Genomic DNA, 23,620 nt, shown 5'->3' on the forward strand with positions numbered 1-23,620 from the left:
CCGCCGCCGCGATCCTGCGTAGGGAGGGTGCGTGACGATCGATCCTGCGCCTTCACGCACCAACCGGCTCGAAGTCGCGGCGCTCGCCAAGTCGGTGCCGGGGCCGCCGGCGCTGTTCCGCGGGCTGGACCTTGTCGTAGGCGCAGGCGAGCTCGTCGCGATCATCGGCGAATCGGGGGTGGGCAAGTCGACGCTGCTCAACATCCTCGCCGGGCTCGACACCGCGGATGCGGGCGAGGTGCGGGTCGACGGCGTCGCGCTCGGGCCGCTCGACGAGGCGGCGCGGACGCGGGTGCGCCGCGAGCGTATCGGCTTCGTGTTCCAGGCGTTCCACATCCTGCCGTACCTGACGCTGCGCCAGAACGTGGCGCTACCGCTCGCGCTGGTGTCGCCCGACGCGCGGGCGGCGGGGGAACGGGCGGATGCGATGCTCGATGCGGTCGGGCTGGGGATGCGCGGCAGCGGCTATGCGCGCGACCTGTCGGGGGGCGAGCTGCAACGAGTGGCGATCGCGCGGGCGCTGGTCCACCGGCCTGCGCTGATCCTGGCGGACGAGCCGACCGGCAACCTCGATCCGGAAACCGCGGCGAAGGTGCTGGCGCTGTTCGCGGATGCAGTGCGGGAGGGCGGTGCGGCGGCGGTGCTGGTGACCCATTCGGATGCGACCGCGGCGATCGCGGACCGGGTGCTGACCCTGACCGCACAGGGGCTGGTGCCGCGTGGCTGAACCAGGGCTGGCGGCTTCGCGGCTGGCGCTGATCTGGCTGGTGTTGGGCGAGGCGCGGTCGCATCCGGCGCGTTTCGTCCTGACCGCGGTCGCGATCGCGGTCGGTGTCGCGCTGGGGTTTGCGGTGCATCTGGTCAACGGGTCGGCGCTGGCGTCGTTCGACGGCGCGGTGCGCGGGGTGAACGGCGCCGCCGAGCTGACGGTGCGCGCGACGACGCCGCTCGGGTTCGACGAATGGCTCTATCCACGGGTGATCGCGGCGGCGGGGGTGGCGGATGCGAGTCCGGTGGTCAGCGTCGATGCGCGGATCGGGGCGGTGCGGGTGACGATCCTGGGGCTCGACGTGATCCGCGCGGCGCAGGTGACGCCGGGGCTGATCGGCGCGCGGTCGCAGGGGCCGGACACCCGCGCCGATGGCGTGTTCGACGAGGCGGCGCTGTTCCTGTCACGCGCGGCGATGACGCGCGCGGGCGCACGGGTGGGCGAGCGGCTAACGGTGACCGGCAACGGACGGACGGTGCCGCTGACGGTTGCGGGAACGCTGCCCGGTGCAGGCGAGGCCGCGGTCGGGGTGATGGACATCGCCGCGGCGCAATGGCGGTTCGCGCGGCTGGGGCGGCTCGACCGGATCGACCTGGCGCTGGCCGACCGGACCGTCGCCGAGCGGGTGTTGGGGGGGGTCCTGCCAGCGGACGCGACGCTGTCGAGCGCGGATGCGCAGGCGGCGCAGGGCGATGCGCTGTCGCGGGCGTATCGGGTGAACCTCGACATGCTGGCGCTGGTCGCGCTGCTGACCGGAGGGTTTCTGGTGTTCTCGGCGCAGTCGCTGTCGGTGACCCGGCGGCTGCGGGCGTTCGCCTTGGTGCGGACGCTGGGGTTGCCGCGGCGCGGAGTCGTGGCGGCGGTGGCGATCGAGGGGTTCGCGATCGGGCTGGTGGGTGCGGGGATCGGACTGGCGGCGGGCTATGCGCTCGCGTGGGGCGCGTTGCGCTGGTTCGGGGGCGATCTGGGGGCGGGGTATTTCGCCGGCGGAGCCTCGCACGTGGTGTTCCAGCCTTGGGCGGCGGCGGGGTTCCTCGCGCTCGGCGTGGCGGCGGCGGTGCTGGGAAGCGCGCTGCCCGCACGGGCCGCGTCGCGTGCGGCACCTGCGGCGGCGCTGAAGAATGCGGGCGACCTGGTCGATCCGCGTGCGCGCGTCGCCTGGTGGCCCGCGCTGACGTTGCTCGTGGTGGGCGGTGCGGCGGGGGTGCTGCCTGCGGTCGCTGGGCTGCCGCTGTTCGGCTTCGCGGCGATGGCGTTGCTGCTGGCCGGCGGCGTGGCGGGGGTGCCGTGGCTGGCGCGGGCGTTGCTCTCCCCCCTGGCGGTGCGGGACAGCGCCAGCGTGCCGCGGCTGCTGGCGGTGCGGCATGTTCACGGCGCCCCGGGCGCAGCGGCGACCGCACTGTGCGGGATCGTCGCATCGACCGCGCTGATGATCGCGATGGCGACGATGGTAACCAGCTTCCGCGGCGCGGTCGATGCCTGGCTGGGGCAGGTGCTGGCGTCGGACCTGTACCTGCGCGTCAACGCGGGGGCGGCGTTCGACCCTGTTGCGCAGAAACGGCTGGCAGCGACCGCGGGGGTGCAGCGCATCGCGTTCAGCCGTCAGTTGCCGCTGACCCTGGCGCCGGATCGCCCGCCGGTCGTGCTGATCGCGCGGGCTGCGGAGGCCGGCCCGATGGTGCTGATCGCACGCGCCGAGGCGCTGCCAGCGGGCGCGACGCCGGTGTGGGTGTCGGAGCCTGCGCAGCGGCTGTACGGCTGGGATCCGGGCGAGGTCATCGCGCTGCCGGTCGCGGGCGGTGCGCGCTTCGCGGTGGCGGGGGTGTGGCGCGACTATGCGCGGCAAGCGGGCGCGGTGGCGATCGGTGCGCGCGATTATACGCGGCTGACCGGGGATGCGACGCGCGACGAGGCTTCGGTGACGCTGGCGCCCGGCGCGGACCCGGCGGCGGTGTCGCGGGAATTGCTGGCGCGGCTGCCGGCGGACCTGCGCGGGCAGGTCGAGACCGCGGAACCCGCCAAGCTGCGGCGGTTTGCGCTGGCGCTGTTCGATCGCAGTTTTGCGGTGACGTATCTGCTGGAGGCGGTGGCGATCCTGGTCGGGCTGGCAGGCGTTGCCGCGACGATGTCGGCGCAGACGGTGGCGCGGGCGCGCGAGTTCGGGATGTTGCGGCATCTGGGGGTGGCCGAGGCGCAGATCGTCGCGATGCTGGGGATGGAGGGGACGATCCTGGGGGCGATCGGGGGCGTCGCGGGCGTGGTGCTCGGCCTGGTGCTGGCGCAGGTGCTGATCCATGTCGTCAACCCGCAGTCGTTCAACTGGACCATGACGACGATCGTTCCCTGCACGACGCTGGCGGGCGTCGTAGCGGCGCTGGCGGGAGCGGCGGCGGGAACGGCAGTGCTGGCGGGGCGGCAGGCAACGGCGCGCGATGCGGTGCTGGCGGTCAGGGAGGATTGGTGATGCGCGCGCTGATTGCGATGCTGGCGGCGGGCGCGGTGGTGGCGCCCTACCCCGTCGTGCGGCCGGGGGTGGCTATCCGGTTTCCAGCGGACCACGGCGCGCATCCGGATTACCGGACCGAATGGTGGTATGTCACCGGCTGGCTGAAGACCGCGGACGGACGCGAGCGCGGGTTTCAGGTGACGTTCTTCCGGACGCGACCGCCGGTGGATGCAGGCAACCCCAGCCGTTTCGCGGCTCGCCAAGTGCTGTTCGCGCATGCGGCTCTGTCCGATCCGGCGGTCGGGCACCTGCTCCATGGCGACCGCGCTGCACGCGAAGGATTCGGCATCGCGCAAGCGAAGGTCGGCGACGGCGATGTCGCGATCCGCAACTGGCGGATGCGGCGCTTGCCCGACGGGCGCTGGTCGGCGCGGGTGACGACGCGCGACTTCGCGTTCGACCTGATGCTGACGCCGACCCAGCCGCCGATGCTGCAGGGGGTGGCGGGGTACAGCCGCAAGGGGCCGCTGCCCGAGCAGGCGAGCCGTTACTATTCGATGCCGCATCTGCGCGTTGCCGGCGTGCTGAACGGCGCACGGGTGACCGGCGAAGCGTGGCTCGACCGTGAGTGGTCGTCCGATTACCTGGCACCGCAGGCGCAGGGGTGGGACTGGACCGGCATCAACTTCGACGACGGTGCGGCGCTGATGGCGTTCCGTATCCGGCGCAAGGGCGGCGGGGTGCTGTGGGCCGGAGGGTCGCTGCGGCGCGCGAACGGGCAGGTCGTGCGGCTGGCGCCGGGCGACGTGATGTTCCGGCCGCTGAAGCAGTGGCGAAGCGCGGCGACGGGCGCGGTGTATCCGGTGGCGCAGGAGGTGCGCATCCGGCTGCCCGAAGGGGTTCGCGCCTTCGCGCTGACGCCGCTGTTCCCGGCGCAGGAGCTCGATGCGCGGCGGAGCGGATTGCCTGTCTACTGGGAGGGCGCGGTCAGGACGCTCGGCGGGCGCGGGTATCTGGAGCTGACCGGCTACGACCGCGCGCTGTCGCTCTGAGCCGGGCGTTGCGCCATCCTGGCGATGACTGCGGGCGCCTTGCCTCCGATGGCGGGCTGCCCGATCGGGCAGGTCAGGTGGTTGGTGGCGATGCCATCGGCTTCGGCGCGCGTGAGGCCAGGGCGGCGGCGACGAGGCGGTAGTCGAGCGCGTGATCGTGGGTCGGGACCGGCAGCACGGCCCCTTCCCCGACCTCGATAGCGCTCCGCACGTCGCGGCCCGCCTGCTGGGCGGCCAGGTGATGGGGGGCGTTGACCATGCCGGAGGCTCGTGGTGCTATGCTGCATGATCGGCCACCATGCCCGCGGCATACGGCGGTGTCGGCCCGATGACGCCTTGGAGCTCCGGCCGTTCGGCCAACACGAAAATCGCACCCTGCCCGCCCCTCCGGCCGACGAGCTGGAGGCCGAGCGGGAGCTTGCCGGGGCCGCGCAAGGGCACCGCGATGACGGGCAGGCCGAAGTGCGCGCGGGCGGGGACGCGTTCCGCCGTCGATGGTGACGTATGGGTCGGCGATGCGCGGGGCGGGCTCGCCGACGCAGGGGGCGATCAGGACATCGTAATCCGCAAACGCGGCTGCGACCGAGGCGCGAAAGGTTGCGCGGAAGCGGTGCGCGTCCAGGTGATGGCGGGCGGGCATCAGCGCGCCGGCGATGAGGTGGTCGCGGGTGGCGGGCTCGAAGTAGAGCGCGCGGGTGCGCAGGTCGGGGAGTTGGCGGGCGCCGCCCTCCCCCTGCCGTCATGATGTAGGCGGCGGAGCGGGCGCGGTCGACCTGCGGGACCGTGACGGACGGCAGGTGGCCGAAATGGCGGTCGATCCCGTCGGCGAGGTCGGCGGAGACGTTGCGCGCGACCCAGCCGCCGAGGCGGGCGACGCGGATCTCGCCCGCAGCCACGGCCTTGCCGCCGAGTACTTTCCAGACCACGTCGAGGTTTCAATCGTCGTCGCAAAGGGGCCGATGTCGTCGAAGCGGTCGACGACAGGAAACACGCTCTCCGTTGGCAGCGATCCGTGCGCGGGCTTCAGGCCATAGACGCCGCAGAGCGCCCGTGGGGACGCGGATCGAACCGTTGGTGTCGGAGCCCAGCGCAACCGGGAGCATGCCCGCCGCGACCGAGCCGCCCGACGACCCGCCCGGATCGCGGCCAGCGGCGACCTGCGGTTGACCGCCGCGGCGATGACGAGCGCGAGCACCGCCGCGGCAAGCGCGGCGACGCCGGCTTCGCGCGGGGGCGCGTCGATCGGCGCCTTCATTCCCACCCGCGCCGCGTTCGATAAGCCCTTTGCGCATCCGGCGCTGCGCCGATAGGCTGGGCCGTCATGATCCCCTTGCCGCTGCTCCTCTACCTCGGTCACAGCACCGACTTCATCGGGGTGAAGACGTCGCGCGGGCTCGCGACCTTCGCGCCGGAGAAATGCGTCGGCGAGTTCCGGCACGACGATTGCCCGTTCACGTTGGGGCTGCCGCGGATGGCGATGGTGGAGGCCGCGGCTGCGGGCGCGAAGACATTGGTGCTCGGCATTGCCAATTCGGGCGGGACGATGGAGCCCGCGCTGGTCGAGGATGCGCTGGCGGCGATCGAAGCGGGGATGAACGTAGCGGCGGGGCTGCATCAGCGGCTGCGCGATCAGCCGCGGTTGGCAGAGGCGGCGCGGGCGGCGGGGGTGACGCTGTTCGACGTGCGCGATGCGCCGGTCGACTTGCCGGTCGGCAACGGGCGCCCGCGCGCCGGGCGGCGGGTGCTGACGGTCGGCACCGATTGCTCGACGGGCAAGATGTACACCACGCTGGCGCTGACCCGTGCGCTGCGCGCGCGCGGGGTGGTCGCGGATTTCCGCGCGACCGGGCAGACGGGCATCCTGATCGCCGGCGAAGGCGTGCCGATCGACGCGGTCGTGGCGGACTTCATCTCGGGCGCGGTCGAGCGGCTTGCGCCCGCGCGCGACGACGGCGGCTGGGACGTGATCGAGGGCCAGGGATCGCTGTTTCACCCGTCGTTCGCGGGGGTGTCGACCGGGCTGCTTCACGGCGCACAGCCTGAGGCGATCGTGCTGTGCCACGATCCGGGCCGCGGGCACATGCGCGGGCTGCCGGGGCAGCCGCTGCCGGGCATCGCCGAGACGCTGGCGATGAATCTGGCGATCGCGCGGCTGACCAGCCCGGCAGTGCGCGCGGTGGGCATTTGCCTGAACACGTCCGCCTCGGACGAGTGCGAGGCACGGGCGCTGTGCGCGGCGACCGCGGACGAGCACGGGCTGCCCTGCACCGATCCGATGCGCTTCGGGTTGGACGCGATCGTCGACCGGCTGCTCGCGTGACCCGGACGCTGGCCGCGCAGCATCAGCGGTTCGCGCTGCACACGCCGTTCCGGATCTCCCGCGGGGTGAAAAGCGCAGCGGACGTGGTGACGGTGACGATCCGCGAGGGCGATGCAGTGGGGCGCGGCGAGGGTGTGCCTTACCCGCGCTATGGCGAGAGCGTGGAGGGTGTGCTGGCGCAGATCGCCGCAGTGGCGGGCTCCGTCGAAGGCGGCGCGGGTCGGCAGACGTTGCTGGCGCTGCTGCCGCCGGGCGCGGCGCGCAATGCGGTGGATTGCGCCTTGTGGGACCTGGAGGCGCGGCTGGGTGGGCGCAGCGTAGCGGCGATGCTGGACTCGCCCGCTCCGGGTCGGATCGCGAGCGCACTCACGATCGTGATCGACACGCCCGCGGCGATGGCGCGCGCGGCTGCTGCGGTCGCACGTGCGCCGCTGCTCAAGGTGAAGGTCGATGCGGTCGATCCGGCGACGCAAATCCGTGCGGTTCGCAGCGCAGCGCCCGACGCCGCGCTGATCGTCGATCCGAACGAGAGCTGGGATGAAGCGAGCGCGAGCGCAATGCGCGACGTGCTGGTCGAGGCGCGGGTCGCCTTGCTCGAACAACCTGCGTCGGCCGATGCGGACGGGTGGCTGGAAGGGTTCGATGCGGGTGTGCCGGTGTGTGCCGACGAATCGGTCCATGTCGCCGCCGATCTCGACGGGCTGGCCGGGCGCTACGACGTGGTGAACGTGAAGCTCGACAAGGCCGGCGGGTTGACCGCGGCGCTGGAGCTTGCGTCGGCGGCGCGGGCGCGGGGGATGGGGTTGATGACCGGGTGCATGGTGTCTTCGTCGCTGTCGATCGCGCCTGCGCTGCATGTTGCCGCGGTCAGCGACTTCGTCGATCTCGACGGGCCGTGGTGGCTGCGCGAGGACCGCGTGGGCGGGGTCCGTGACGACGGGGGCATGCTCCGACCCGCCGCCCGCGGCTTCTGGGGCGAACCTTGAGGGCGCTGATCGTTCTAGCCGCGCTGGCGACGCTCGGGGCAGCGCCCGAACGGGTCGATGTGCTGATCCGCGGCGGTACGGTCTTTACGGGGAGCGATGCGCCGTTCGTCGGCGACGTGGCGGTGACCGGCGACCGTATTCGTTACGTCGGACCGCATGCGACGCTGCGCGCGCGGCGGACGATCGAGGCGCGGGGGATGGTCGTCGCGCCGGGGTTCATCGACCCGCATACGCATGTCGAGGCGATGCTGGCGTCGCCGGATGCGCAGGAGCGGCTGGTGCTGCCGTTCCTGATGCAGGGGGTGACGACCGCCTTCGTCGGCAACGATGGCGGCGGCAAGCCCGACGTGGCGGCGACGCTGACCCCTGCGCATCCGGTCGGCATCAATTATGCGACTTATGTCGGCTTCGGTGCGATCCGCCGTGCGGTGATCGGCGAGGCACGGCGAGCGCCGACACCGACGGAACTGGCGACGATGCGCGGGATCGTCGCGCGTGCGATGTGCCAGGGCGCGCTGGGGCTGTCGACCGGCCTGTTCTACGCGCCGCAGAGTTTTGCGGCCACCGACGAAGTGGTGGCGCTGGCGCGTGAGGCGGGCGAGCGCGGCGGCACGTACGACACGCATATCCGCGACGAATCGAGCTACACCGTCGGGCTCGCGGCGGCGATCGACGAGGCCGTCGCGATCGGGCGCGCCGCGCGGATGCCGGTCCACATCAGCCATATCAAGGCTTTGGGCGTTGACGTGCAGGGCCAGGCGCCTGCGATCATCGCCAGGATCGCCGCTGCCCGGGCTCGCGGCGAGGCGGTGACCGCGGATCAATACCCGTGGAACGCGAGCGGCACGAGCCTGGTCGCGGCGCTGGTGCCGCTCTGGGCGCAGGACGGCGGGCGCGAGGCGCTGTTGCGGCGCTTCGCCGATCCTTCGCTGGCCGCGCGATTGCGCCCAGGCATGACCGAGAATTTGCGCAAGCGCGGTGGCGCCGCGGCGCTACTGGTCACCGAAGGGGCGGAGCGCGGCCATACGCTGGCCGACATCGCCGTCCGGCTGCGGACCGATGCGGTCGGCGCGGCAATCGCGACGATCCGGGTCCATGATCCGGCGGTCGCGTCGTTCAATCAGAGCGAGGCAGACATTGCCGCATTCATGCGCCAGCGGTGGGTGATGACCGGCTCCGACGCGTCGACCGGGCACCCGCGGGTGTACGGCACATTTGCGCGCAAATACGCCAAATACGTGCGCGCCGAGCATGTGCTGACGCTGCGCCAGTTCATCGAGCGGAGTTCGGCTCTGACTGCGGACACCTTCGGGCTGGCGGGGCGCGGGTATTTGCGCCGCGGTGGGTTCGCGGATGTCGTCGTGTTCGACCCGGCGATCTATGCCGCGCGCGCCACCTACCAGCAGCCGACGCTGTTCGCGACGGGCGTGCGGACGGTGCTGGTCAATGGCGCAGTCGTCGTCGACGGCGGCGTTGCGACCGGTCGTGCGGCGGGGCGGTCGCTGCCGCACACACCCCCGGGGCGCTGCGGTTGAGCTGGTGGTTCCGCACCGCGTTGTGGAAACGGGTGCTGGCGGGGTTGGCGCTGGGCCTCGCCTTCGCGCTCCTCTGGCCTCAAGGAACGCCATACGTGGCGTTCCTCGGCGACCTCTTCGTGCGCGCGATCCGCATGCTGGTGGCGCCTATCGTGCTGGTGACGATCGCGGCGGGGATCACGTCGCTTGGCGACCCGAAGCGGCTGGGGTCGCTGGGAGGCCGCACGATCGCGCTGTTCGCGGGGACGACCTTCGTTGCGGTGTCGGTCGGCATGGGCGTCGCCGCACTGATCCGGCCCGGCGTCGGTGCGGCGCTGGGCACGGCTGCGCCGCATGCGCTCGGGCCGCCGGTGACGCCGTACGACCAGCTGGTCGGCATCGTGCCGCTGAACATCGTCGAGGCGTTAACGAAGGGCGACATGCTCGCGCTGATCTTCGTCGCGATCCTGATCGGCGTCGGGACGGTGCTGGCGGGGGATGCGGGCAAGCCGTTCGCGGGATTGCTCCAGTCGCTGTCGGCGGTGCTGCTGCGCGTGGTCGGCATCGTCATGGAGGCGACGCCGTTCGGGGTGTTCGCGCTGATCGCAAATGCGGTCGCGGCGAACGGTGCGGCGGTGTTCGTCCATGTCGGCTGGCTGGCGCTGGCGGTCGTCATCGGATCGCTGATCCAGATCGTGGTGGTGCACAGCCTGCTGCTGCGGCTGGTCGCACGAGTGCCGGTGTGGCCGTTCTTTCGCGGCATCGTCGATGCGCTGGTCGTCGCCTTCTCGACCGCGTCGAGTTCGGCGACGCTGCCCGTGGCAATGCGGGTCGCGGGGGACAATCTGGGGGTCGGGCGGAACGTCTATTCGACCGTGCTGCCGCTGGGTGCCAGCATCGGCAAGGACGGCACCGCGATGTACGTAGGGCTGCTCAGCGTGTTCGCGCTGCAGGCGTTCGGGGTGGCGCTGACGCCGCAGGTCTATGCGACGGTGCTGCTGACCGGGGCGCTGGCAGCATTCGGGACCGCGCCGGTGCCGTCGGCGTCGCTGTTCATGCTGGCGGCGGTGCTGTCGGCGGTCGGGGTTGCGCCAGAGCAGACGGCGCTAGTGGTCGGCTTCGTGCTGCCGTTCGACCGGCTGCTCGACATGACGCGCACGGTGCCGAGCGCGAGCGCGAACCTGGCGGTGGCGACGACGGTGGCTCGGTGGGAGGGGGAACTGGACGGTGCGGCCTATCGGGCGCCGCCTCAGCGGTAGAAGCGCAGGTCTTCGAGCTGGAGCCAGGCGCGCGCGCCGGGCGTGCCGCTCAGGCGGAAGATCAACGCGCGTAGCTTGGCCAGGTCGAGTGCGCCGGATTCGTCGCTGGCGAACGCGTCGAACGGGATGCGGACTTCGCGCGGCGTGGCATCCGCATCGAACTGTGCCTCGAACCGCTCGCTCCGGCCATAGCTGTCGAACGCCAGCGCATAGCGCCCGCTGCCGCGCGCGGTGAAGGCGACGCCCGTGAAGCCCTTGGCATCGGCCAACTGGATACTGCCGCGGGTCAGCGGCACCACGAGCTGCGCATAGGGCCGCGGGGCCGATCCCATCCGCGCGACCGCGAACATCGCCTTGCCCGCGCGCGCCACGTCGAGCGTGCTGTGGTCTACGCCGGTTTCGGTCGTGTCCACGGCGAGCGTGTCGAGGTCGGTGCGCCCGTCCGCGCGCGCGCCGGTGTCGATCGGCCCGGTCATCCGGTGGACCGGCAGAGGCGACGGCGCATCGGAGTCGAGAAGGCGGCGGAGCGGTTTAAGCGCGACCTCCCGCCCCGCGACGAACACGCGGCGGACGTTGCGGAGATCGGCGATGGCCACGTCGGGCCGTCCGGCGACCAGCAGCAGGTCGGCGCGCTGACCCGCTGCGATGCGGCCGTGATCGGGCGAGCGCAGGATGCGCCCGCCGGTCGCGGTTGCGGCAGTCAGCGCCTCGGCGGGGGTGAGGCCGCAGGTGGTCAGCAGCGCGATTTCGCGGATCGTCGATGCGCCGTGGTAGACCCCCTCGATCCCCGCATCGGTGCCGACCCCGATCGCGACGCCCGCGGCGTGGAGGCGACGAACATTGGCCTGCATGATCGTCCAGCGGCGGGCTTCCAGTTCGGGGATCGCCTCGCGCGGGCGCGCCATCCGCTCGGCCTCCCGGGCGCGTTCGGGTGGGCGCAGCCCGCGCCACTCAAGCGGCGCGAAGGTGCGGTCCTGCTGCGGCTCGAAGACGGCCAGGGTCGGGATGTACGCGGTGCCGTGCGCACGCATCGACGTTATGAGGTCGTCGTCGACCGGCGCGTCGCCGACGCCGTGGCCGAGCGCGTCGACCCCGGCGGCGGCGGCGACCTTCGCGCCTTCGAGAGTGACGGTGTGGGTGATGACCGGCAGCCCGGCCGCGTGCGCGTCGGCGACGATGGCGCTCAGCGTCGCAACGTTCATGCTGTTGAGGTCCGCGGTGCGCCCGTAGCGCCAGCCGTCGGCGAACACCTTGATGACATCGGGGCGGTAGGCGAGTGCGCGGCGCATCGCGGCGTGGGCGGCACGCGGGGTGGCGGCCTCCAGCGTGAAGAAGCTGCCCCAGCCGAATTCGGTCCCGTGCCCGCCGGGGACGCCGAGCCGGACCGCCAGTTCGAGCCGCGGTGCCGCGATGGCGCCGGATGCGACCATCTCGCGGATGGGGGCGAGCATCTCTCCCGACAGGGAATAGTCGTTCACCCGCGTGACGCCGTTCACCAGATACGCGGCGTAGGCCTTGCCGAGGTCGTCGGGCGCTTCGAAGCCGGGCGCGCGCAGGTGGGTGTGGAGGTCGTGCAGGCCGGGCAGCAACGTCTGCCCGCGCGCGTCGACGATCCGGGAGCCGCGCGGCACCTTCAGGTGCGCAGCAACCGCCGCGATGCGGTCGCCGGTCAGCAGCACGTCCCGGACGGTCGCGGGCGCGCCGGTGCCGTCGAAGACACGCGCGCCGCGGATCAGGATGGACGGCTCGTCCGGCGGCGGCGCGACGCCGATCAACAGGGCGGCGAGGATCGCGAACGCGGTACGGATCATGCGGCCTGCCCCCCATCGCCAGCGAACGCCGGTGTTCTGCGATGGGCGGGGATTGGCGGCAACCCTCTATTGTGCCGGGCGGGCAGCGCGCTAATCGTGACGCATGGCGGCGACGTACATCCGGAGGGTTGCCCTGCTCTTGCTGGCGTGCGCCACGCCTGCGCTCGCCGACACGCCGCTGACCGAGCGGGTCGCGGCGGTCTTGCGCGCGCAGGGTCCGGGCACCCGGTTCGGCGTTGTCGTCGCCGACATGGAGGGACGCGAGATCGTCGGCATCGCGCCCGACGACCGCTTCGTGCCTGCGTCGAACACCAAGCTGTTCACCACCGCCGCCGCCTTTGCGTTGCTGGGCGACGTGACGCGGGACGATGCCGCAGGCGGCGCAGCGGTGCGGCTGGACGCGCGCGCGGGCGCGCCCGACGTGGTGCTGGAGGGTCGTGGCGACGCGCGGCTGTCGAGCGCGGCGGATTGCGTACGCGACTGCCTGGGCACGCTCGCCGATGCGGTCGCCGCGCGGGCGCGTGTCGTCCACGACGTCGTCGGCGACGACACGCTGTTCCCGGACGAACGGTGGAGCCCGGGGATGAGCTGGAACAACATCCCGACGCGGTCGGGCACCGGCATTTCCGCGCTGACCCTCGACGACAACGAGATCGCGGCGTGGGTCGAGCCGGGCGCGGCTGCGGGCACGCCCGCGACCATCGCGGCGCCCTATTACCGCATCGACAACCGGGTGACGACGGCCGGGCGGACGGCGCTCGGCTATGCGCGGATGCCGGGCAGCGACGTGCTGCGCATCGACGGGTCGGTCGCAGCGGATGGCGAGCGGCAGGCGCTGCGGGTCGGGGTGGACGATCCCGCCCGCTATGCCGCGTGGGTGCTGCGCGCCATGCTGATCGCGCGCGGGGTGCGGGTGACGGGCGCGGTCACCGTGCGGCACCGGCCGCTCGCGCCCGCCGACGATCCGGCGGTGCGCGGCGCAGTGCCCCCTGCCCGGCCGCCGCGGGCCGCTCCCCTGGCGCAGCTCGCCGCGTCGCCGTTGATCGAGGATCTGACGCTGACCAACAAGGTCAGCCAGAACGTGCATGCCGAACTGCTGCTGCGTCGCGTCGGGCTGGTCGCGGGGACCGGGTCGATCGCCGATGGGCAGGCGGCGGTGCGCGCGATGCTCGATACGGCCGAAGTGGAGCGCTGGCGCTACGACTTCGCCGATGGATCGGGGATGTCGAGCTATAACCGCGTCTCGCCGCGCGGGGTCGTGCGCTTCCTCCGTTGGACGCAACGACAGCCCTGGGGAGCAGCGTTCCGCGCGACGTTGCCGGTCGGCGGCGTCGACGGGTCGCTCAAGCAGCGGTTCGCGGGCACGCCCCTGGCGGGCAAGGTTTTCGCCAAGACGGGGACGCTCGCCGCCGCGTCCGCCCTCTCGGGGTTCCTGGTGGCGGCGAGCGGGCGGACGTTGGTGTTCGCGGCCTTTGCGGCCGACATGCCCGGCGATACCTCCGCGAGCGCGGCGATGGATGCCGCGCTGACCCTCATCGCTGCCCAGAACTGAACGCGGCGATCAGCGCGTCGCCGGTGGCTGGGCGGAGCGCGAAGATGCCGCTGTCGCGGTGGCGGGTCGGGTGGACGCGGTTGGTCAGCAGGGTCCAGGCGACGCCGCGCGCGAAGTCGATCCACAGCCCGGTGCCGGTGAAGCCGGTGTGGCCGATCGTCTCGTCCGAACACGCATCGCCGCCCGGCCAGCCGGGGAAGCGGCGCTCCCACCCTGCTGTGCGATGGCCGTTGGTGGTTTCGCGGATTGCGGCCAGCATCGCGCGCGACGCGCCGGTTCCGTCTAGCAACCCGCGAGCGAAACCGAGTACCCCGGCGACGGTGCCGAACACACCCGCATGGCCCGCGCAGCCGAGCGCGAAGGCGTTCTCGTCGTGAACCTCGCCCTTGAGCACCCGTCCGCGCCATGTGCAGGCTTCGGTGGCGACTGCGGGGCCTTGCGGCGCGAACGACAGGCCTGGCGGCAGCGGCCAGGCGTTTAGCCCGCCACCCGTAATCCGCTCGATCGCGATGCCGAGCAGGATGAAATTGATGTCCGAATAGACCGGCGGCCCCGCGTGCCATTCGCGCTGGAGGACGAAGGCGCGCAGGCGGGCTGGGTCGTCGCCGTAGGTATAGATCGGCTCCACCGCGGGCAGATGCGTCGCGTGGGTCAGGCAGTCGCGGAAGGTCAGCCGCCGCTCGCGCGCGCCGTCGATGTCGTACTGCCGCAGGTCGGGGATGGCGTCGGTCAACGGGCGGTCGAGGTCGAGACGACCTTCATCGGCGAGCCGCAGGATCATCGTCGTGGTGGCGATCACCTTGCTGACCGAAGCCAGGTCGAACCAGTGATGTGCGGTGAGCGGCTCGGGCTCCGGGACCAGCGCCGCCATGCCGGCGACGCGAATGGCGTTATCGCCGTTGCGGGTGACGACGCCGAGCGCCGCGCCGGGAATGCGCCCGTCCGCGACCGCAGCGGCGGCGGGCGCGAAGGCCGAATCGGCGACGTCCTCGATCACCGATCGTCCGCTCGCGGCCGGATGCGGGCGAGCGCGGGCAGGAAGGCGATTGCGGCGAGGCTTACCAAGCCAGATGCCAGGAAGAACAGGTCGAACCCCGCATAGCCCGCGCGGTCGAGCCGCTCGACGACGACGCCCCCTGCTCCCGACAGCAGGCGCGGGAGCAGGAACGCGAAGCCCGACAGGAACGCATATTGCGCGCCGGGATAGCGCGGGTTGACCAGCATCGACAGGTAGACGACGAAGACCGCCCCGGCCATGCCGTTGCCGAACTGGTCGGCGGCGGTCGCGACGTAGAGCATCGCCTCGCTTGGCGGCCGGTGCGCCAGCCAGACGAAGCCGAAATTGCCGATTGCCGCGAAGACCGCGCCGATCGCCAGCGTCCACGCTTGTGGCCAGCGAGTGACGATCCAGCCGCCCATGCCGACCCCGGCCATGCTCGCGACGAGCGCGACGAGGCTGTCGGCGCGACCGATCTGGGTAAGCGAGTAACCGAGCGCCTTGATCATCGGCTTCGACAGGTTGAGCGCCAGCACATCGCCCATCCGGTAGATCGAGACAAACGCCATCAGCACCAGCGCGCCGCGACCGTATCGCCAGAAGAAATCGACATACGGCCCGATTGCGGTCGACGTGCGCAGCCGCGAGTGCGGCGCCGCGCGCTTGATCCTTGGCAGGGCAGCGGCCATCGCCAAGAACGGGACGAGGCAGATCGCCAGGACGTAAGGGGTGACGTTCGCGCCGCCGTCGATGCCCAAGCGCGCCGCGACTGCCAGCACGACGCTGCCGATTGCGGCCACCAGCGTCGCAGCCGCCAGCAGAATGGCCGCACTCGCGAGCAAGCCGGTCGCCAGCGCCAACGCCCTGCCCCGCTCGCGATCCTGTTCGGGGCGCATCGCCGCCAGCACCGGGAACGGCGCGAACGCCGCCGCGGCGATCAGCCAATAGGCGGCGCTCCACCCGGCGGCATCGGCAACCAGCAGCGCGCCGCTGCCCGCCGCCACCATCGCGCTGCGATAGCCCCACAGGTTTGCGGCAACGATCGGCCCCTGCAGGTCCTGGGTCGGCGCGACGTCGATCCGCCAGGCGTCGGCGGCGACCTCCAGCGTCGTCGTCCAGAAGGCGAGCAGTACCGCAAACAGCGCGGTGACGCCGAGGCTCCGGTCGCTCGCGGTCAGCGCCATTGCCGCAGTGGAGGTGACGATGCCGAGCTGCGCGAGCATGATCCACCCGCGCCGCTTGCCCCAGAAGCGCGCAAAGCCGGGCACGTCGTAGCGGTCGAGCAGCGGCGCCCAGGCGAATTTGAAGGTCGGCAGCAACTGCACCCAGGCGAAGAAGCCGATCACCGCCAGCGCGACGCCATGCTCCGCCAACCGCAGCGTCAGCACGGTGGAGAACATGTAGAACGGCAGCCCGGCGGAGAAGCCGAGCAGCCCGAACACCGCCAGCCGTCCGGCGCCGTGCAAGGCCGCCGGCGGTGCTTCGTCGAACGTCGATGCGGCGGTCATGCGGTCTCCGGCTTCGGCACGGCCAGCGTCGGGCGCGGGCGTCGTCACGTCAACTGCACGTCTACTGCATATTTTTGCGCCGCCGCGACGGATTGCCCCTAGCGCTCCATGACACTTTCGTTGCTAATTGTAACCCTCGCCTGGGGAGGCGAGCCAAGGGGGGTTCTACGATGCGCACATCCATGTCCGTGCTGCGGTTTCTGGTTTCGGGAACGGCGATCGCCGTTCTCGCTTGCGGAACGGCGGCGGCGCAGAACCCGCCGACCGGCGACCAGACGACGCAGAACGCCGAGACGCCGACCGGCGCCGCGACCCCGGTGACCAGCGCCGCGGAAAGCGACGCGCCGACTTCGAACGACATCCTGGTGACGGGATCGCGGATCAAGCAGGATCCGAACAATTCGGCGTTGCCGCTGCAGATCGTTACCACGCAGGACTTTGCGCGCGAGGGGATCAACAGCCCCGAACAGCTCATTTCCTTCCTCAGCACCAACGGCAACGGAGCGGACAATCTGGCGTCGAACGGCGACGTGACCAGCGGCGCGCAGCGCGGCACCAACGGCCTGTCGGCAGCGAATCTGCGCGGGCAAGGCGCATCCTCCACGCTGGTGCTGCTCAACGGCCGCCGCGTCGCAGCGCATGGCCTCACCGGCTCTGCGGTAGACGTGAACCAGATCCCCTTCGCCGCGCTCGACAGGGTCGAGGTGCTCAAGGACGGCGCTTCGGCCATCTATGGCACCGACGCGATCGGCGGCGTCATCAACTTCATTACCAAGAAGAATTTCCGGGGGCTGTCGCTCGCCGGGTTCACCGACATCACCGAGCAGGGCGACAGCCCGATCTACCGGCTGTCGGCGACCGCGGGCTACGGCGATCTGACCGAGCAAGGCTTCAACATCATGGGCGCGGTCAGCAAGAGCTGGAGTGGCGTGCTCTACGGCCGCGACCGCAGCTTCGTCAACACCAACCAGCCCAACCGCGGCCTGTCCGCCGACACCCGCGGCACGCCGATCGCCACCGCCTTCCCGATCAACCCGACCGCGGCGAACGTCGGCATCACCCAAGGCGGCACGCTGCTCGGCGGCGCGGCGGGCACGGCGACCGCGCTCCCCGGACTGCTCATCCCCGGCACGACGATCCGCGCCGATCAGGGGATCAACGTGCTCGACCTGCCCGGTGGCGCGGGGTGCGATTCGGTGCCGCTGGGCTTTGCCTACGACGAGCAGCTGTGGGGCATACCCGGCGCGCGCTATGCCTGCGCCTATGACACCGGGCGGGTCGCGGTGCTGCAGCAGCCGCTCCAGACGCTGACCTATTACGGTCGCGGGACGCTGCGCCTCGGCAGCCACGAGCTGTTCGCCGAGGTGACCGGATCGGATGCGGATTCCGCCAAGCGCTTCTCGGAGAACCAGTACACCGCCAACAACAGCTCGCTGCCGATCGCCTATCCGCTCAACGTGCTGACCGCGGCGACGTACAACGACATCTACGGCCGCATCGCCGCGGTCTTTCCGGCGATCGCGGCCAATTACGGCAAGCCGATCAGCTTCCGCTTTCGCTGCCTGGCCTGCGGCGTGCGCGACTACACCACCAACACCAAGACGTTCCGCGGCGCGGCGGGCGGGGAAGGTCCGCTGTTCGCCGGATGGGACTATCGCGCCGGCGGGTCCTATGCCCGCAGCGAATCGTCGTCGGTGCTCGGCGGCGGGTATCAGTACAGCGGCGTCCTGCGCACCGCGCCGCAGGTGGCGGCGTCGGGCATCGCGGGCGCGGCGATCGGCGTGGCCGATCCGCGCGCGCCGACCGCGCCCGGCGCGACCGCACCGGGCATCGTCGGCCTGTTCAACAGCGGCATCCTGAACCCGTTCTCGACGACGCAGAGCGCGCAGGCGCTCGCCGGGCTCGATGCGGTGTCGGCGCGCGGCGCGACGCTGTACGGCGGCCGGTACGAGGTGACGCAGTTCGACGGATCGGTATCGGGGCGGCTGTTCGCGCTGCCCGGTGGCACGGTGCAAGTCGCGCTGGGCGTCGATTACCGGCGCGAGACCTACACCTTCAACGGTTCGACATCGGGCGCCAACAACGCGCCCGACATCTTCCAAGCCGCGTTCGACAACATCAACGCGCTGCCCAGGGCCAGCCGGACGGTGAAGGCGGCCTATGCCGAAATCGCGATCCCGATCTTCAAGCCGCTGGAGATCACGTTCGCCGGGCGCATCGACGATTACACGGGGTTCGGCACGACGACCAACCCCAAGGTGACGGCCAAGTTCAGGCCCGTCGACTGGCTGCTGTTCCGCGGATCGTACAACACCGGTTTTCGCGTGCCGACGTTCAACCAGATCTTCAATGGCTTCACCCAGTCCCCCAATCCCGGCAACGCGCGGACCGACCCGACGACCTGCCCTGCGGGCGGCACGCCGAACGTGACGCCAGGTTGCACCGTCATCACCCCCGATTCGGTGACCGGGGGCAACCTGAACCTGGAACCCGAGACGTCGAAGCAGTTCAGCGGCGGCGTGGTCTTCCAGCCGACATCACGTTTCAGCGCGTCGGTCGATTTCTGGCACATCGCGGTCGACAACACGATCGGCGCGCTGTCGATCGACCAATTGCTCGCGAACTATCAGTATTTCCCCGACCGCTTCCTCCGCACCAACGGCGTCATCACGCTGCTCGACCTGCGAAACGACAACATCGGTTCGCGGCGTACGGAGGGGCTGGAGATCACGCTGCGCGGCGGCATCGACGCGTTCGGTGGCCAGTTCACCGCCGGGCTGGACGGCACGCGCCTGCTCAAGAAACGCGAGAAGTTCCTGCCGACGCAGCCTTACGGCGGCAGCCTGATCAACCTGTTCACGTTGACCGGCGACCTGGGCCTGAAGTGGAAGCACAATGCGTTCGTGACCTGGTCGAACGACGCGGTGACGCTGAGCCTCTCGCAGATCTACCGCAACGGGTACAAGAACTTCGCGCTGCCCAACTCCGCCACGCGGCCGGACTATAACCCGCGGGTGGGATCGTACACGCTCTACAATCTGTCGGCGGGCGTGCGCATCCAGCAGGGCCTGCAACTGACGTTCGGCGTCCGCAACCTGCTCGACACCGATCCGCCGTTCGCGATCACCTACGATAGCAACTCGGGCGCCGGCAGCTCGTGGGAGCCGCGCGTGGCCGATCCGCGCGGGCGCTCGTTCACCGTCGCTGTGGAGGCCAAGTTCTGATCGCGCTCGCGCTGCTGGCGGCGGCGCAGCCCGCGGCGGCGGTGCGGGTGGCGTTCGACCGGCGCGGGGTGACCGCGGTGGCGGCGTCGGGCTTCGCCGATGTCGCCGCGCGTCGGGCGGTGACCGCGGACGATCCGGTGCGGGTCGCGTCGATCTCCAAGCTGGTGGTCGCGATCGCGGTGATGCGGCTGGTCGAGCAGCGGCGGATCGACCTCGATGCCGACGTGTCGGTGCTGCTCGGCTGGCGGCTGCGTAACCCGGCGTTTCCCGACGCGCCGGTCACGCTCCGGCTGCTGCTGTCGCATCGGTCGAGCCTGGTCGACGGTATCGATTATGTCTTGCCGCTCGAAGCGAGCCTGCGCGAGGCGCTGGCGGAACCGAAGGTGTGGGATGCCGGCCACGCGCCGGGCACCTACTTCCGCTACGCCAACGTCGGCTTCCCCGTGATCGCCAGCGTGCTGGAGCGCGCGACAGGCGAGCGGTTCGACCGGTTGATGCAGCGGCTGGTGCTCGGGCCGCTGAAGCTCGACGCGTGCTACAATTGGGCGGCGTGTTCGGAGGCGGCGGCGGCACGCGCGGTGGTGCTGTACCGCGACGGGGTGGCGGTGCGCGACGACCATCGTGGCGGCGCGCCGCTTTGCCCCGTCCAGCCAGCGCGCGATGGCGGCTGCGACCTGACCATGTGGCGCGCGGGGGCGAACGGGGCGATCTTCTCGCCGCAAGGGGGCCTGCGCATCTCGGCGCGGGGGCTGGCGACGATCGGGCGGCTGCTGCTCGGGCGCGGGCGGGTCGATGGGGTGCGGCTGCTGACGCCGCGATCGGTGGCGGAGCTGGTGCGGCCGTTGTGGACCTTGGACGGCGCGAACGGCGATAGCGAGGGTGGCTTCTACTGCCGGTACGGGCTGGCGGTCACGTTTCTCGCGACGAATGCACCGGGGTGCCGCGACGACCCGTTCGGCGACGGGCGCGCGCGGATTGGCCACGCGGGTGAGGCTTACGGCCTGCGATCGGGGCTTTGGATCGACCGGGCACGTGGCACCGGGGTCGCTTACTTTGCCACCGACGTGCCCGACGCGCGCGGCCACTCCGCCTTTACCGCAACCGAGGAGCGGCTGGCGCGCTGATCGCGTTCGGCGGCGAGTTGCTCGAAGGCGATGCGCTGGAGCGCGGTGGCGACCGCGGGGGCGATGCCGAGGTCTTCGGCGGCGCGCTCGCGAGCGCCCAGGGTGCGCGGATCGATGCCGGTGACCTTGGCGAAAACGACGAGCGCTTCGAGATAATAGCCGTGGGTGCTCGCATGATATTGGTCGTGCGCCCAAAGATCGACCTGGCCGAACGCGATGCCGTCATAGGGATTCGGGTCCGCGATGCGCTGCGCGAAGGCGCGGTTCCAGGCCGCGCCGACCGGGATCACGCCGTCGATCGCGCGCGATCCGCCGCGTGCCGACCGCGCCGCCGCGTCCAGGTCCGATGCCATGGCGGTCACCGGCCGGCCCGACCACGGGCTGCCCGGCCGGTAAGTGAGATCGGCGCGGGTCCAGGTGGCCATCAGCTCGACTTGGACTGCGGGGTTGGCGCGGGTGAACATCCGCGCCAGCCGCATCGCGTCGCGGCGGTAGGCGGTGGCGTCGCCCGGTCGCGCGGCATCGAGGGTGCTGTATTCCTGGAGTACGACGACGTCCCAGGCCCGGTCGATGAACGCGCGGCGCTGGTCGTAGTGGAAGCCCAGCGACTGCCCCCCTTGCGTCTCCAGGCTGACCGCATAGGACAGCCCCGCCTCCTCCGTGAAGGTCTTGAACACCGCGGGTACCCCGCCCTGCCGTTCCCCGCCCAGGTCGGTCACCGCATCGGCGCGGTAGCGGCGGACGGGCGAGAGCGCGCCCTGGGTGAAGCTGTTGCCGACGAACAGGATCGTGCGCGGGCGCTGGCTCTGCGCTGCGGCGGGCACCGACAAGGCGATCAGGAGGATGGCGAGCAGGGTCTTCATTGCGGCGGATGTTCCCGGACGCGCGGCCATCGTCAAGCCTGACAAGCGCTGCTTCACGCATTACACCGCGGCGATGACGTTTTTCGAAAGCCTGCTCGCGCTGCTGCTCGCCGCGGTCGCCTTGCTCCAGGTGTCGCGGCGGCTGGGACTGCCGTACCCGGCGATGCTGGCGACCGCGGGGGTCGTCGTTGCGCTGGTGCCGGGGACGCCGACGATCGTGATCGACCCGCAGACCGCGCTGGCGCTGTTCATCGCGCCGGTGCTGATGGACGCGGCATTCGACTTCCCGGTCAGCGCGGCATGGAAGCTGTGGCGGCCGCTGGTCGTGCTCGCCGTGGTCGCGGTGCTGGTGACCGCGGCGGCGGTCGCGTGGGTCGGATGGGCGTTCGCAGGGCTGCCGATCGCCGCCGCGGTGGTGCTCGGCGCGATCGTCGCGCCGCCCGATGCCGCCGCGGCGACCGCGGTACTCGGCACGGTCTCGCTGCCCCGCAGGACAATGGCGGTGCTGAAGGGCGAGAGCCTGTTCAACGACGCCAGCGCGCTGCTGCTGTTCGCGCAAGCCCTCGCGTTTCAGGCGAGCGGCGGGATCGACGCGGCCGCGGGGCTGCGCCTGGCGATGGCGGTGCCGGGCGGGATCCTGCTCGGCGTTGCGCTCGCCTTCTTCATGCGCAAGATCAATCCGCTGGTGACGGGGACGCTGGGGGGCAATCTGCTCCAGTTCCTGGCGGCGTTCCTGGTGTGGATCGTCGCCGAACACCTGCACCTGTCGGCGGTGCTGGCGGTGGTCGCGTTTGCGATGACGCTGGCGCGATCGGCGGGGATCCGCGGCGGCACGCGGATGCGGGTCCACTCCTACGCGGTGTGGGCGACCGTGGTGTTCGTGCTCAACGTCCTCGCGTTCCTGCTCATGGGCATGCAGGTGAAGATCATCGTCGCGCGGATGCCGTGGGAGCGGATGCAGCATGCCGCGGCGTTTGCCGGACTGGTAGTGATCGCGGTCGTGGTCGCGCGGTTCGTGGTGGTGCTGGCGTGGAACCTGATCGCCCGCCACCTGGCGGCGGCGCGCGGCGACCTGCCGCCGCCGACATACGCGCAAGGCGTGCTGGTCGGCTGGAGCGGGATGCGCGGGCTGATCACGCTGGCGACCGCCTTTGCGCTGCCCGCCGACTTTCCGCAGCGCGACATCGTGGTGCTGACCGCGTTTGGGGTCGTGCTGGTGACGCTGGTGGTGCAGGGACTGACGCTGACGCCGCTGATCCGCTGGTTGAAGCTCGACCAGGTGGAAGACCCGGAGCGGGAGCGTGCCGAGGCGCGGCGCAAGCTGATCGAGGCGGCGGCAGGCGCGTTGGAGGGCAAGGAAGGCCGAGAGGCGGATGCGCTGCGCTACAGCTATTCATTGGAGCATGACGAGGGCGGCGGCTGGTCGCGCTACCGCCGGCTGGGGCTGGCGGCGATCGCCGCAGAACGCGAAGCGCTGCAGGCGATGCACGAGCGGCACGCGGTGGGGCAGGACGAATATTACGCGCTGCAGGAGGCGATCGACTGGCGCGAGTTGACGCTCCTGTCGGAGGACGACCGGCAGATCGAGGAGGCTTAGCTCGACCGCGACAGCAAGGCCGTGCGCAAGCATTCGCAGACGATCTGGTCGCGCTGGTTGAGGAGGCGGTGGCGGAAGGTGACGAGGCCTGCGGTGGGGCGCGAGCGGCTGTCGCGGAGCTCCACCACCTCGGTCTCGCAGCGTAGCGTGTCGCCGATGAAGACCGGGTTGGGGTGGACGAGCTTGTCATAGCCAAGATTGGCGATGAGCGTTCCGAGCGTCGTGTCGCCGACCGACAGGCCGACCATCAGCGCGAAGGTGAAGGTGCCGTTGACAAGGATGCGGCCGAACTCGCTGGCCGCCGCGGCTTCGGCGTCGAGGTGGAGCGGCTGCGGGTTGTGGGTCATCACCGAGAACAGCAGGTTGTCGGTTTCCGTGACGGTGCGGCGGATGTCGTGGGTGATCCGGTCACCGACGGTCCATTGGTCGTAGTGGCGTCCGGCCATGGAATGCTCCCGAAGGTAACGAAGTTCACGTGGTTGCGGGTGTTTTGTTGCTTGTGGGTTGGTCGTGTTTGGTGAGTCGGACGTTCTTGGTATGTGGCAGGTGTGTAGGACAGCCCTCGCCTTCTTCGTCATCCCGGGCTTGACCCGGGGTC

The 23,620-nt window shown here is 71.2% G+C and carries 20 protein-coding genes and 1 pseudogene; 14 read left to right on the top strand and 7 right to left on the bottom strand.

Features of this window, described 5'->3' with window-relative positions; all coding sequences use genetic code 11:
* Nucleotides 1-31: 31 nt before the first annotated feature.
* The 3 genes from ACE5C1_RS06345 to ACE5C1_RS06355 are packed head-to-tail and all read left to right on the top strand — an operon-like array spanning nucleotide 32 to nucleotide 4,267.
* A complete protein-coding gene (locus ACE5C1_RS06345; protein WP_374943215.1) occupies nucleotides 32-727 on the top strand; it encodes an ABC transporter ATP-binding protein in 696 nt (231 codons plus the stop codon).
* Nucleotides 720-3,233 carry an FtsX-like permease family protein gene (locus tag ACE5C1_RS06350; RefSeq protein ID WP_374943216.1) on the top strand — a complete coding sequence of 838 codons (2,514 nt, stop codon included), beginning with the start codon at nucleotides 720-722 and terminating at the stop codon, nucleotides 3,231-3,233. Before ACE5C1_RS06345 ends, ACE5C1_RS06350 begins: the two co-directional genes overlap by 8 nt.
* Nucleotides 3,233-4,267, top strand: coding sequence for a lipocalin-like domain-containing protein (locus tag ACE5C1_RS06355; protein ID WP_374943217.1), 1,035 nt, complete (start codon nucleotides 3,233-3,235; stop codon nucleotides 4,265-4,267). Before ACE5C1_RS06350 ends, ACE5C1_RS06355 begins: the two co-directional genes overlap by 1 nt.
* Nucleotides 4,268-4,340: 73 nt before the next feature.
* Here ACE5C1_RS06355 and ACE5C1_RS06360 read toward each other — a convergent pair whose 3' ends face one another.
* Nucleotides 4,341-4,526, bottom strand: coding sequence for a hypothetical protein (locus ACE5C1_RS06360; RefSeq protein WP_374943218.1), 186 nt, complete (start codon nucleotides 4,524-4,526; stop codon nucleotides 4,341-4,343).
* 186 nt (nucleotides 4,527-4,712) lie between these two features.
* Here ACE5C1_RS06360 and ACE5C1_RS06365 point away from each other — a divergent pair, with 186 nt between their 5' ends.
* Both ACE5C1_RS06365 and ACE5C1_RS06370 read left to right on the top strand, forming a co-directional pair.
* Nucleotides 4,713-5,012 carry a hypothetical protein gene (locus ACE5C1_RS06365; protein ID WP_374943219.1) on the top strand — a complete coding sequence of 100 codons (300 nt, stop codon included), beginning with the start codon at nucleotides 4,713-4,715 and terminating at the stop codon, nucleotides 5,010-5,012.
* 61 nt (nucleotides 5,013-5,073) lie between these two features.
* The gene (locus ACE5C1_RS06370) at nucleotides 5,074-5,301 is read left to right on the top strand and encodes a hypothetical protein (protein WP_374943363.1); all 228 of its coding nucleotides are present in this window, start codon (nucleotides 5,074-5,076) and stop codon (nucleotides 5,299-5,301) included.
* A 27-nt stretch (nucleotides 5,302-5,328) separates the two neighbouring features.
* Here ACE5C1_RS06370 and ACE5C1_RS06375 read toward each other — a convergent pair.
* Nucleotides 5,329-5,403, bottom strand: a pseudogene (locus ACE5C1_RS06375) (hypothetical protein); the annotation flags it as partial.
* A 42-nt stretch (nucleotides 5,404-5,445) separates the two neighbouring features.
* On the opposite strand from ACE5C1_RS06375, the gene ACE5C1_RS06380 reads away from it, so the two are divergent.
* From ACE5C1_RS06380 to ACE5C1_RS06400, 5 genes are read left to right on the top strand one after another with little or no spacing between them, the layout of a single operon-like run.
* A complete protein-coding gene (locus ACE5C1_RS06380) occupies nucleotides 5,446-5,577 on the top strand; it encodes a hypothetical protein (protein ID WP_374943364.1) in 132 nt (43 codons plus the stop codon).
* 11 nt (nucleotides 5,578-5,588) lie between these two features.
* Complete coding sequence (dgcN, locus tag ACE5C1_RS06385) at nucleotides 5,589-6,587, top strand: N-acetyltransferase DgcN (RefSeq protein ID WP_374943220.1); 999 nt, start codon at nucleotides 5,589-5,591, stop codon at nucleotides 6,585-6,587.
* Nucleotides 6,584-7,573 carry an N-acetyl-D-Glu racemase DgcA gene (gene dgcA / locus ACE5C1_RS06390; RefSeq protein WP_374943221.1) on the top strand — a complete coding sequence of 330 codons (990 nt, stop codon included), beginning with the start codon at nucleotides 6,584-6,586 and terminating at the stop codon, nucleotides 7,571-7,573. The genes dgcN and dgcA overlap by 4 nt, the downstream gene beginning before the upstream one ends.
* On the top strand, nucleotides 7,570-9,108 hold the full coding sequence (locus ACE5C1_RS06395; RefSeq protein WP_374943222.1) for an amidohydrolase family protein: 1,539 nt from the start codon (nucleotides 7,570-7,572) through the stop codon (nucleotides 9,106-9,108). The genes dgcA and ACE5C1_RS06395 overlap by 4 nt, the downstream gene beginning before the upstream one ends.
* Complete coding sequence (locus ACE5C1_RS06400) at nucleotides 9,105-10,346, top strand: dicarboxylate/amino acid:cation symporter (RefSeq protein ID WP_374943223.1); 1,242 nt, start codon at nucleotides 9,105-9,107, stop codon at nucleotides 10,344-10,346. The genes ACE5C1_RS06395 and ACE5C1_RS06400 overlap by 4 nt, the downstream gene beginning before the upstream one ends.
* On the opposite strand, the gene ACE5C1_RS06405 is transcribed toward ACE5C1_RS06400, so the two are convergent.
* On the bottom strand, nucleotides 10,337-12,157 hold the full coding sequence (locus tag ACE5C1_RS06405) for an amidohydrolase family protein (protein ID WP_374943224.1): 1,821 nt from the start codon (nucleotides 12,155-12,157) through the stop codon (nucleotides 10,337-10,339). The two genes, ACE5C1_RS06400 and ACE5C1_RS06405, sit on opposite strands and share 10 nt — an antisense overlap.
* A 103-nt stretch (nucleotides 12,158-12,260) precedes the next feature.
* Between ACE5C1_RS06405 and dacB the strand changes: the two genes are divergently transcribed.
* Nucleotides 12,261-13,709 carry a D-alanyl-D-alanine carboxypeptidase/D-alanyl-D-alanine-endopeptidase gene (gene dacB / locus ACE5C1_RS06410; RefSeq protein WP_374943225.1) on the top strand — a complete coding sequence of 483 codons (1,449 nt, stop codon included), beginning with the start codon at nucleotides 12,261-12,263 and terminating at the stop codon, nucleotides 13,707-13,709.
* Here the strand turns inward: dacB and ACE5C1_RS06415 are convergent.
* The gene (locus ACE5C1_RS06415; RefSeq protein ID WP_374943226.1) at nucleotides 13,690-14,706 is read right to left on the bottom strand and encodes a serine hydrolase domain-containing protein; all 1,017 of its coding nucleotides are present in this window, start codon (nucleotides 14,704-14,706) and stop codon (nucleotides 13,690-13,692) included. The two genes, dacB and ACE5C1_RS06415, sit on opposite strands and share 20 nt — an antisense overlap.
* Entirely contained in the window at nucleotides 14,703-16,214 is a 1,512-nt protein-coding gene (locus ACE5C1_RS06420) for a permease (RefSeq protein WP_374943227.1), read from the bottom strand. The genes ACE5C1_RS06415 and ACE5C1_RS06420 overlap by 4 nt, the downstream gene beginning before the upstream one ends.
* 182 nt (nucleotides 16,215-16,396) lie before the next feature.
* Between ACE5C1_RS06420 and ACE5C1_RS06425 the strand changes: the two genes are divergently transcribed.
* The gene (locus ACE5C1_RS06425) at nucleotides 16,397-19,438 is read left to right on the top strand and encodes a TonB-dependent receptor domain-containing protein (protein ID WP_374943228.1); all 3,042 of its coding nucleotides are present in this window, start codon (nucleotides 16,397-16,399) and stop codon (nucleotides 19,436-19,438) included.
* On the top strand, nucleotides 19,372-20,562 hold the full coding sequence (locus ACE5C1_RS06430) for a serine hydrolase domain-containing protein (protein WP_374943229.1): 1,191 nt from the start codon (nucleotides 19,372-19,374) through the stop codon (nucleotides 20,560-20,562). The genes ACE5C1_RS06425 and ACE5C1_RS06430 overlap by 67 nt, the downstream gene beginning before the upstream one ends.
* Here the strand turns inward: ACE5C1_RS06430 and ACE5C1_RS06435 are convergent.
* Nucleotides 20,487-21,425, bottom strand: coding sequence for a DUF4886 domain-containing protein (locus ACE5C1_RS06435; RefSeq protein ID WP_374943230.1), 939 nt, complete (start codon nucleotides 21,423-21,425; stop codon nucleotides 20,487-20,489). The genes ACE5C1_RS06430 and ACE5C1_RS06435 overlap by 76 nt on opposite strands.
* Between ACE5C1_RS06435 and ACE5C1_RS06440 the strand changes: the two genes are divergently transcribed.
* Complete coding sequence (locus ACE5C1_RS06440; RefSeq protein ID WP_374943231.1) at nucleotides 21,406-23,022, top strand: cation:proton antiporter; 1,617 nt, start codon at nucleotides 21,406-21,408, stop codon at nucleotides 23,020-23,022. The two genes, ACE5C1_RS06435 and ACE5C1_RS06440, sit on opposite strands and share 20 nt — an antisense overlap.
* Here the strand turns inward: ACE5C1_RS06440 and ACE5C1_RS06445 are convergent.
* Nucleotides 23,019-23,468 (bottom strand): MaoC family dehydratase, encoded by a 450-nt coding sequence (locus ACE5C1_RS06445; protein WP_374943232.1) that lies wholly within the window; start codon nucleotides 23,466-23,468, stop codon nucleotides 23,019-23,021. The two genes, ACE5C1_RS06440 and ACE5C1_RS06445, sit on opposite strands and share 4 nt — an antisense overlap.
* Nucleotides 23,469-23,620: the final 152 nt, after the last annotated feature.

This window comes from Sphingomonas sp., assembly GCF_964263785.1.
GTDB lineage: Bacteria > Pseudomonadota > Alphaproteobacteria > Sphingomonadales > Sphingomonadaceae > Sphingomonas.